The 9,340-nt window shown below is 56.3% G+C and carries 16 protein-coding genes; 2 read left to right on the top strand and 14 right to left on the bottom strand.

Going from position 1 to position 9,340, the window contains the following annotated elements; all coding sequences use genetic code 11:
• Nucleotides 1-439 (top strand): RNA-guided endonuclease TnpB family protein (locus tag HW932_RS21145; protein ID WP_176978432.1); only part of this gene is annotated, 439 nt, incomplete at its 5' end.
• 158 nt (nt 440-597) lie between these two features.
• Nucleotides 598-1,425: an EAL domain-containing protein gene (locus HW932_RS21140; protein ID WP_176978431.1), complete on the top strand. Its 828-nt coding sequence runs from the start codon at nt 598-600 to the stop codon at nt 1,423-1,425.
• A 193-nt stretch (nt 1,426-1,618) separates the two neighbouring features.
• Here the strand turns inward: HW932_RS21140 and HW932_RS21135 are convergent, their stop codons facing one another.
• The 14 genes from HW932_RS21135 to HW932_RS21070 all read right to left on the bottom strand — a co-directional run.
• The gene (locus tag HW932_RS21135; protein WP_176978430.1) at nt 1,619-1,954 is read right to left on the bottom strand and encodes a hypothetical protein; all 336 of its coding nucleotides are present in this window, start codon (nt 1,952-1,954) and stop codon (nt 1,619-1,621) included.
• Between the two features lie 52 nt (nt 1,955-2,006).
• Entirely contained in the window at nt 2,007-2,639 is a 633-nt protein-coding gene (locus HW932_RS21130; RefSeq protein ID WP_176978429.1) for a nuclease-related domain-containing protein, read from the bottom strand.
• Between the two features lie 289 nt (nt 2,640-2,928).
• Nucleotides 2,929-3,153: a zinc ribbon domain-containing protein gene (locus HW932_RS21125; protein WP_176978428.1), complete on the bottom strand. Its 225-nt coding sequence runs from the start codon at nt 3,151-3,153 to the stop codon at nt 2,929-2,931.
• 97 nt (nt 3,154-3,250) lie between these two features.
• Nucleotides 3,251-3,904 carry a DUF3037 domain-containing protein gene (locus tag HW932_RS21120; RefSeq protein WP_176978427.1) on the bottom strand — a complete coding sequence of 218 codons (654 nt, stop codon included), beginning with the start codon at nt 3,902-3,904 and terminating at the stop codon, nt 3,251-3,253.
• Nucleotides 3,905-3,956: 52 nt separating this feature from the next.
• Nucleotides 3,957-4,328 carry a hypothetical protein gene (locus HW932_RS21115; protein ID WP_176978426.1) on the bottom strand — a complete coding sequence of 124 codons (372 nt, stop codon included), beginning with the start codon at nt 4,326-4,328 and terminating at the stop codon, nt 3,957-3,959.
• Nucleotides 4,291-4,677, bottom strand: coding sequence for a hypothetical protein (locus HW932_RS21110; RefSeq protein WP_176978425.1), 387 nt, complete (start codon nt 4,675-4,677; stop codon nt 4,291-4,293). Before HW932_RS21110 ends, HW932_RS21115 begins: the two co-directional genes overlap by 38 nt.
• Nucleotides 4,678-4,988: 311 nt before the next feature.
• Nucleotides 4,989-5,474 (bottom strand): hypothetical protein, encoded by a 486-nt coding sequence (locus HW932_RS21105; RefSeq protein WP_176978424.1) that lies wholly within the window; start codon nt 5,472-5,474, stop codon nt 4,989-4,991.
• Nucleotides 5,475-5,477: 3 nt separating this feature from the next.
• The gene (locus HW932_RS21100; protein ID WP_176978423.1) at nt 5,478-5,708 is read right to left on the bottom strand and encodes a hypothetical protein; all 231 of its coding nucleotides are present in this window, start codon (nt 5,706-5,708) and stop codon (nt 5,478-5,480) included.
• Nucleotides 5,709-6,194: 486 nt separating this feature from the next.
• Entirely contained in the window at nt 6,195-6,410 is a 216-nt protein-coding gene (locus tag HW932_RS21095; protein WP_176978422.1) for a hypothetical protein, read from the bottom strand.
• A 15-nt stretch (nt 6,411-6,425) separates the two neighbouring features.
• Nucleotides 6,426-6,629 carry a hypothetical protein gene (locus HW932_RS21090; RefSeq protein WP_176978421.1) on the bottom strand — a complete coding sequence of 68 codons (204 nt, stop codon included), beginning with the start codon at nt 6,627-6,629 and terminating at the stop codon, nt 6,426-6,428.
• A 19-nt stretch (nt 6,630-6,648) separates the two neighbouring features.
• Nucleotides 6,649-7,476: a hypothetical protein gene (locus HW932_RS21085; RefSeq protein ID WP_176978420.1), complete on the bottom strand. Its 828-nt coding sequence runs from the start codon at nt 7,474-7,476 to the stop codon at nt 6,649-6,651.
• 258 nt (nt 7,477-7,734) lie between these two features.
• A complete protein-coding gene (locus HW932_RS21080) occupies nt 7,735-7,902 on the bottom strand; it encodes an HAD family hydrolase (protein ID WP_246296962.1) in 168 nt (55 codons plus the stop codon).
• A gap of 18 nt (nt 7,903-7,920) precedes the next feature.
• Nucleotides 7,921-8,358, bottom strand: coding sequence for a hypothetical protein (locus HW932_RS21075; protein WP_176978419.1), 438 nt, complete (start codon nt 8,356-8,358; stop codon nt 7,921-7,923).
• Nucleotides 8,359-8,376: 18 nt separating this feature from the next.
• On the bottom strand, nt 8,377-9,340 hold a 964-nt coding region (locus tag HW932_RS21070; RefSeq protein WP_176978418.1), incomplete at its 5' end, for an IS200/IS605 family accessory protein TnpB-related protein.

Raw genomic sequence — 9,340 nt, 5'->3', positions numbered from 1 at the left:
TTCGCGCTCGGCCAAACGGCATCTGCAACGGCTGCGCCGGCGTGAAGCGCGCTTTCGGCGCCACCACAACCACGTTCTCTCCAAGCGCTTGGTCAAAAAAGCCAAAGACACCGGTCGCGGACTCGCCCTGGAAGACCTCAAGGGCATTCGCCAACGGACCACGGTACGGAAATCTGATCGGGCCAAACACAGCGGTTGGTCGTTCCATCAGCTGCGCCAGTTCATCGCCTACAAGGCGCTGATCGCCGGCGTGCCGGTGGTCATCGTCGATCCACGCCACACCAGCCGGACCTGTCCGGCCTGCGGGAGCGTGGACAAGGCCAACCGCGTGTCGCAATCCGAGTTTCGCTGTGGCGCTTGCGGGCATACGGCGAACGCGGATGTCAATGCGGCGATCAATATCGCCGCGCGGGCCGTGTGTCATGCGTGCCCATCGTAGCGTGCGATGACGACAAGGGACTGTCCGAGTACAGCTGCAAGCCCCCGGCTTTAGCCGTGGGGTACATGACCCCAAAACATCCTCACGCTTAAATTTACTTTAACGGAAAAAGTGATACTATCAAAACACATTGTAACATCCTATGTAGAGAATTTGCCGTGAGCGTTGTTCACTCTCTCCCCCTGCAACACCTTCAGCCTTGCGTACATTGGGAACAACCACTTGGACAGTTCGGCTCGCTTTTCCCGGTCTTTCAGCCAATCGTTCCGTTGCGATGGACCGAAAACGATGAGGTCATGTACGAAATCCTGGCGCGGCTCAAGTCGTGTCAAGGTTGGGTCTTGCCGCCGGCTGAGTTCATCGGCAGCCTGATTCCTGTCACAACCGTCGATCTCGAGATTCTGAAGATGGTTCCAGAGATCCAGGCCGCTGCGCCTCGATCCACATTCACCATCAACACCTCCCCGGCAAGTTTATGCAACGCTCAGTACCTGGAGCGTCTCAAGAGCTTTTTCTGCCACCGTGAAATCCACACCGGACGATTGGTACTGGAAGTGACGGAGGATCCCATCGATGTGTTGACCGAAATCAAGGTGATGGATCGTATTGATGAGCTGCGTGAGATGGGTGTTCGAGTGGCGCTGGATGATTTTGGCTCGGGTGGGAACGGGATCGCCCGATTGGCGGCGGGCCACTTCGACATCGTAAAGATGGCTCCGGCGATGGACATTTGCTCGGCGCGCGGTCGCGTGATCATCGAGAACGTGCTCAACATGATCGAAGGACTCGCCAAGGCTGGAGAAGGGGATATGCAGTTGGTGATCGAAGGGGTCGAGACGCTTCAACATCTCGATCAAGCGACCTACATCAACGCCCATTACGGACAAGGCTACATCATCAGTCCGCCGGTCGGCGAGATCGTTGATGACAGAAAGCTCAATGAGCGGCTGAAGTGGTTGTTTGCTGAAAATGTGCGCTGTTGTTGAAGGCAGGGGGCGATCGAGCCTGCGTCCCCCCGACCTCGTTCAGCGACGGATCGATGGGGTGCGCTCAGGCGACCTGTACGTCCGTATGTTCTAAAGCGCTGGATGCGCTCCGGACGCTACCAGCGGCGCGCCGCCCGGATCGCCGATCGCCAGCGGCGGCTGGCGGCGGCGCGAAGACTGCCTAAGCAGCCCCCTAAAATGGTACAGTGCCAGCAGCCACCCTGCGTTCACGGCGCTGACGCAGCGCGTTCTCGACTTTTTGACTTACGTCGTCAGTGCACTGTGATGCCATAGCGTGCATGTCGATTTTTTTGCCGTTGATTCGACGAATAGACATCGGTGAGTAGTCGTCTATGCCGGATTTACTCACCATCCAATGCCCGGCCCAATGGGAAAAACTAAATGTCCGCTCTGTCCCTGGGCACTTCACGGCGCGCACGCGGTCGCCGGATTTCAATAATCGTTTCGCAACTATTTCGGCTAAAAAGTAAAGCCGGATTTGTTCTCTTATCTCCGTATCGTTCCCCATCTCGCCCCCTTGATTTTTAATCTACCCGAATTATTTTAATACTAATTAAAGGTCAACCATAGCGCGCCCGCAATCCCTCCCGATGCGCTTTCTGCGCCGCGCGATCTGTTCGCGCGTTCGCCAGCAGCGTCGACCAAGCCGCCTCGAGTGCCGGCGAAGGTCGGCCACGGCGCAGCCCCTTTAGATCGTGTCGCAGGCTTTTTAGGTAGGACACGCCATCCGGCACGCCTTTTGGGAAGCGCGCTGGCCCTGCCAGTACGACGCGCCCGATCACCGGCACACAAAGATTGAGCGCCTGGACGGCCCGAATATGGGCCTGATTCTGCTTTAGCGGATTCTGGAACGTGCGGCTTTTTCCGCGATTAAACTTGGTCCACGTCGACTCGTCGGCGCGTCCGTAGATATCGCCGCTATAGTTTTTGGTTTCGACCACCAGGAGTCCGGCCGACGTCAAGGCGATATGGTCGATTTCGGTCAGGCGTCCGGATCCCGGCAGCGGCAGATAGAGATTGTGCGCGCTTTTGGGGAACAAGCGCTTTAGACTCCGCTGAACTTCGCGTTCACCTTTGGCACCTCGCCAACGCTTAGCCTGCTCGTCGAGCAACCGCCGCAAGCCATAGAGAGCGAGCAATCCAGCCAAACTAGCTGGAATGATCCATGAAATAACGCTATCGATATTTTTCATCAGTCTCGCGCGAGGTACAAATCCCCGCCTTTCAGGGGGAAGGATATAAATACGACAGCATGGCCAGCGTCAACTCACACCCCCACAGCAACAGCCAGACCGTCATCAACTTGAACTCGATGGATTCCAGTGTTTTGATTTGACGATTTAGAGAAGCGAGTTTTTTTGCGCATCTCTTCGGCTCTAGATTTGGTGATGTACGCCTTGTTTTTTTGCTCATCGCACGATCTCTTATTAAAAATTAGACGTAATCCTGCGCAGCCGGTTAATACTGTTTTCGCCTCCCTGTTCAATGCGCCGCAAGAACGAGCGCCCTGAGAAATGCGGGACAAACGTCGTCAAGCCGCATGGCACCCGGTTCTGGATAACTTGGCTGCTCAAGCAAAAAGGCAAGCGTCGGCAGCCGTCCATCGGCTGCGCGGCTATTTGTATAGCCGCAATCAGGACAGCCGCGATTGTCCAGCGGGATTTCGCTGCCGCAACCAGGGCAGATAACAATTTTCAGGTTTGGCATGTTCTTTTTTAATAGATGTTTTGCGTTGTCATTATATTAAACTACAGTCACAGAACGATCAATATCTTTTTTGTATTGGATGGGGAGTGCTATTCATTCAGCGATCAGCGATAACCTCTTGATCTCCGCGCGTGGTGACGACAGACGGATCTAAGATCACTGTTTCACCGTAAAGATCCTCGAGAATTTCGGCAACACTGAACCCGGAGGCATATTTGAGCGCGCTAAAGCTGATGTTGGCGATGGGGGATGTCGACGGGTGTCCTTCGTTGCGCCAGTAGGAATCGAGCGTCTCTATCAGAAAATGGAGACCGTCCAAGTCGACACGTCCGTCATAGAGACAGCGCAGCCGCTCGAAATTGGACAGCATCCGGGTCTGGATGCCGCCGTGCATATCGATCAGTCCAACGCCGATGTTGAGCCGCTCGCCAGTTGCCAAGTCCGGGGTGAATCGGATGTTGAACCATTGTCCATGGACCTTGCTGGAAGCTGGTGATGACATAGTTTTGTTGCGCAAACGGGATTGACAAGCTGGCATTTGCCCTGATGCGGTGAGCAAGGTACAAGCCGGCATATCGTTTTCGTCGAAAACAATCTCGGAGATGGCGTAGGGCGGCCCACTGTACCAGCTTGGATCGTCCAGGTGATCGAGCGAAATCGCAATTACGGTGCGCGTACCGACATCGGTGCATCGCCAACAGCGTCCTCCGCATTCGAATTCGATTCCGATACTAAAATCTTTGTGTTGCATTTTTCGTTGCCCGGTCAGGAAACGCCTATTATGCAAATCGGCGCTATCTTCTCTATTTATCGATCTCGACAGGAGCGTACTCAATCGTCCATCCGGCGGCAACACGGGCACGATACCAGGGTTCGCACTCAGCGAGCCTTTTTTGCCACTCGCCAGGGCTTTCGTATGGATGCTTGCGTGGCAAGCTCGGCAAGCATCGTTTGACGGCCTGTTCGGCGGCACCCTGATCACGGGCGAATCCCTGTTCTGTCCAGCCATGGCGCATATCGTCGTCGCCAAGCTTGGCCGGATTAAACCTGACCAACCAAAACACTTGATAGGCGCGGTGCGACTTTCGGGTAAAAACCGTGCCGTCTTTTGTAACGGCTCTATAGGTGTGCGTGATTTTAGACATCAATGCGCTTTTCTTTTTCAGGAAACGCATCAGCAATTGTATAGCACACTGCAATCAGAAGATTGCGAGCTTTTCGTTCGTCATCGCTTAGATTATCGGGATTAGCGTCCAGGTATTTTCTGGTATCGACCAGATCGCGCAAAGCATTCTGAAAACGGTGACGTTCGCGTTCGGTTTCCGGTTGGCGCAATTCCGCCGCCTTTTGTGTTAAACGATATGTCCAGTCCTTTTCGTTTAAGACGATCAACCCCAATTTAGCCATTTCGCGAAGCTCCTTTTTCTTAAAAGGAGGATCATGAGCGTCAAGGCTGATTTCCGGCCCGAGATCGCTTGGGAAGTGACAGCCTTCGAACTCAAGAACAAATTCTTCCGGTTTCATTGATTATTGACTCCGACCAGAAACTATTCGCCAATACGCACACCGCTCTTTTCGCATACCTGCCTTTGCGTAGATGCAGTGGTGCAGGTTCCCGTCATCGATCACACAGTCATCAGGTTCCGAGCCATGCTCAAGGTCAAGGTGGCACCCGTACCGCACATCGAGAAGGCGTGAGGTGTCGAAAAGCTGACCGATGGCGTCCGCCGCATCTTGAAACCCAAGGCGGTTCGCGATGATCCTCAGATCAGCAAGCTGCTCGGATAACGAGTCTTGACGTTGCGGCCAATCGGCAGGTAATTCACTCAGATTCATCATGATACCTCCGCCCCAAGTATGTTATTTGCCCTTTCAATGACCGCTCTGGCTTTCATTACGACTTTAAAATCTCGATGGTCATGCGGGATATCGCTGACATACATGCGATCGAATGCTTTCAATGCTTCTAAAAGTTCTTTATTCAATTCTAAGATTAGTTGCTCCTGATCTACATTCTCCCCGCATCCCCGAGACGTCTTTTCGGCTTGCTTTGGTTGTTGACAAACGGCGTCACACGCAACGGCGGCTGGCCGATAAATATATCCTTCACAACCGCCGTTCGGTATAGATTGCCCGCCGTCGACGTTTACGGTCATTGTTTCTGGCCAAAAAATCATTGTGTGAGGCGCATGTTCTAAGCCATACGCCCCCTGTAGTGGCGGCCCAATACATTCAAACCCCAAAGAAATCGTGTCGCTGGCAAGCAATCTCTCTGGCTGACCAAACATTTGAGAATGTTGACAGATTAAACAAGCGTGCATACTTCACCTCGGATTGTATTGTGTGGCTGGATTGCTCTGATTCTGACCAGCCCTGGCGTCAACAGGAATCGGCCACATTGGATATATTCCAACCATACCAATCCCATTATCAATTTCGATAATATAATGACAATTATTGCCTGAAAAATGCGTATAATCGGCGACCACGATCCCTTGTGCGCCATCGATGGAATCGGGCAAAAAATCCATCCAGCAATGTCCATGTTTCTTCATCAGTTCCTCCGCGAGAAACCCCGTCCTTCAGGGCGGGGAGGGATAGCGGCTACGACCGTGCAGCCACCGGAAACAGGTGCAGGCTTTCCACCTGCCGGGCCGTGAGGCTCTGCCCGTAAGGGCCTGGTGACGGACGACGCCTCGCGGCGTGGTCGCTCCCCTCGCCAATGTGTGCCACCGGCTCCCGCTGGCGCGGCGATCAAAACCTTCGGCGCTTTACCTTTCGCCTGCATGATCTCGACCTTTCAGAGCGGCGGACTGAGGAAGCATCCGCCGGTGAGTCTTAACGACCTGTTGCACACGTAGCCCCTTTCGACCGTCCTGGTCAGGCGGGCTGAGGCTGGTCAACCCAGCTTGCTCTCCAAGCTCCGCCCTTCAAGGCGGGGTAGTTGACCCAATCGCTGGCTCCTTCGAGAATCCGTACACGATCACCTGTATTCATGCGTGTCTCCCGCCCGACACTCAGGTCGGGCCCTGGTTAATTTCTCAACGCGCACCATCGCAATTAGCTTTGTAGCGGTCGGCTAACTTGCGTGCCAGTTCCGCATCTTCCATGCCAATCGCTGCCGCTATCTCACTGCGGATACGACTCGCGTCGCTGCGGCTCAACTTCGTGCTGCCGTCCTCACCGTAGCCGGCGAGGCTGCGTACGTAGTCTGCGGCATAGGTGTACGGGTAGCGGCTGTCTTCGTTAGCTTCCACTGTATTCTCCAATATTCAAAATCGTGATCGTAAACGAAATCGCGGCGCGCCGGTCTCGTTAGCTATAGTTCCGCCGATAGACAAACGCACGCACCCTTGACGAAGCTCAAGTGATTTTTGCTCGTATAACTCTCGCGCTTTATCTCCATCATCGGTTTCAAGAATCGTCTTAAATTTATCGCATCGCCGCCCGGAATGGCGCTCTACAACATATTTCATCAGTTCCTCCGCGAGCAACCTAGGCCGCGCTTGGAGCTCCCCCAGTCAGTTGCCGCAAACGTTGTTCGTAGACCCAATCCAGTTTTTCCCGTTGGCTTGCCGGGATCAGGACAAGACGGCTCTCGCCGTCCCAACCATTTAACTCGTCTTCGCTCAGGGACGCCGCCATCCCTTCGCGGATGCGTTCGAAGTCGGTCGGTTCAGAATCGGCATCCGACGATTGGCCGTCCGCACCCGCGCCATTCGTGGTGGTCCCCATCAAGCGCTCAATGGCGGCCTGACGTTCGCGGCATTCGGTCTCTGCCTGCGCTTTTTCGTCACCGGAAAGCGACTCGATCAATTCAGCGGCCTGCGCCAGATCTTCCGTGGTCTCCGCCGCGTCAATTGCGCTCAGAACTTGGTAAAGCGTGACATCGGGCGTGGTCGGCTCGGACGTTTCCTGCGCGCTCGTTTCCGTTCGCATCGCCTCGCGTGCTTCTCTCTCCAGATCCGCGACGGTACGCGGATTGGCACGACGCTTACGTCGCCACGCCCCGTTTTCTGTGCATGTCTTTTTAGCACTGTGCGCGGACTCAATCCACGGGCACCCCGTGGCATCCACCAACTCGCCAGTCTGGGGATGCGCCTGCGGCCATTCAGGCGCGGGCGGCTCTGGCTCTCGGTTGGTGCGCGCATTAGCCGCGGCTGGGCGAGAGGCCGCGTCAAGATTTGGGGTCGGGCGGGACTCGACGCCCGTGTCTGCAAGCGAAAAACCGGCCTCGATCAACATGCGCTCCAGCGCACGCCCGTGGCGAATGATCTCAATGGCCTCTTGAAGAGATTGGGTGAGAGTAGGGTCGATCGACACTTGCGCAGCCTCGTGCTGACTTTTCGTTACATTTGATTATATATATTTTCAAGATCAGGTCAACACCCAAAGCCTGTCGTCGATGCGCTGGCCGTCCTGGAGGTCTTCCGTCAGCAGCACCTCGCACTTGGCGCTCAAGGCGGCCGCGACGATCAAGGCATCGTAGATCGAAAACCCGTAGTGCTCGCGCTCGCTGATCTCGAGACCGCGCTCATGGGTGGCGAGCAGCAGCGGTTCGACTCGGCACAGCCGGCGCGTTCATGCCGGTGCCTCCGGTTCGGGTTCGGCGACCGGCTGAGGAATCGGATCCGGCACGCGACAGGAGCGGAAGAAGTCGTAATGATCGATCGCCTCCAGGATGCCCTTAGCATGGGGCGGCTCGGCGAAATAGATCCGGTCGAGCTCGGCGAGCTGCGACAGTTCCATTCGCGGGGCAAAAAATGGCTAATCGACAAGCTGCCGAACCAGATCTCCAAGCTGCTCCAACGCCCCTGGCCGCGCGAGATTGAAAACGGGGATGCCCCACCGATCGGCCAGCGCGATGGCCTGACCGGTGCCGCCGGTCAGGCGACTCCGCTCGGCTTCTGTTTGCGATCCATCCGGCGTCCAGCACACGACAAAATCCACTGGGGAGCGCAGATCGGCCCCCAGGATTTGGTAGCCATTGCGGGCCATGAGCTTGCGCGCCGCTGGCGAAAGCTGCGCCCACGCCGGATGCAGCTGCTCGGCCAAGCGCATGGCCTCATCGCTGAGATGATGGCGTTCGGATTCGTGGCCGTTGAATCCCGGCCAGGGCAGGTAGATTTCGCACCGATCGGAGCCGGCCTCGAACGCACAATCGGCCCCGTTTGCCGCTCCGGAACGGAGCGTATAACCATGCACAGTGAATACACCCGCGCATCATGCTTCGCATTGATGCGGGGCTTCAGGCTCTCGCGGCCAAAGCGTTGAGAGCGTGACCGGTATTCTCGGTTTGCCAGGGGAACGTCTGTCCTCTGACAACTGCCCGTCCTTGCGGCGGGTCAGTTTGTTTTTCCAGGCCCAATAGCGGGCGCCGATGTTGTAGCTGGCGTTGAGATCAGCGTTGTACTGCTTGCCATTGGCAAAGGTTGCCCGTTCGTATTGCTGGGTATCGCGTTGAACGCGGCCCGAGCCGTCGAAGGCCCAGGATGAGGTGCCGCGCGCATAGACGTAGACGACCCGCCCACCGGCCTCGGTCATCTTCTGCTCGATCAGCGTGTCGAGTCGACGATGGAGCCACTGATGGAAGCGCTGACGCAGGCCCGAGCGTTTCTTGCCCGCCTTGGGACGCCAGCCTTTCAGATCTTCCAGCACAATCACGTCAGCGCCATGCTTCAACGCAAAATTCACCACGCGCCGCGAGGTCTGCTGGGCGATCTCCTCGTTGATGTGCTGCGCCTTGCGATACCAGGTTCGCGCGAAGCCCTTGGAGAGCTTGGCGGTTTTGCGCGCTTTGGTGCGGATGATCCGGGCGCGCTTGTCACGACGGTCTATATCTGCGGCGGGGTGGAAAAAACCGCGCGCCGAGACAGTGCCGTTTTGCGAAACAAGGCTGGCTGTTGCCAGCGTATTGATCCCCACATCCACCGCGCAGACGCGCCCTTGATCGGGGCGTCGTAGCGGTGTGACGTTGACCGGGACCGCCAGGTGACAGTCCCGATTGAGCACGAGCGTTGGCGATTTAACGACGCCCGTGTGGTGGCGCTGGCGGACCGCCTTGATGGCCACGTCATGCCAGAGCCACTCCTGGCCATTCCACAGTTTCAGGGTGGCGGTGGTGAAGTCGGTATCGAACTTCACCAATTGTCCCCGGTACAGCACCGGATAGCACTGAGCAACCGGG

Source organism: Allochromatium humboldtianum (assembly GCF_013385175.1).
In the GTDB taxonomy this organism is placed as follows: domain Bacteria; phylum Pseudomonadota; class Gammaproteobacteria; order Chromatiales; family Chromatiaceae; genus Thermochromatium; species Thermochromatium humboldtianum.
This window is presented reverse-complemented; position numbering and strand designations above follow the sequence as displayed.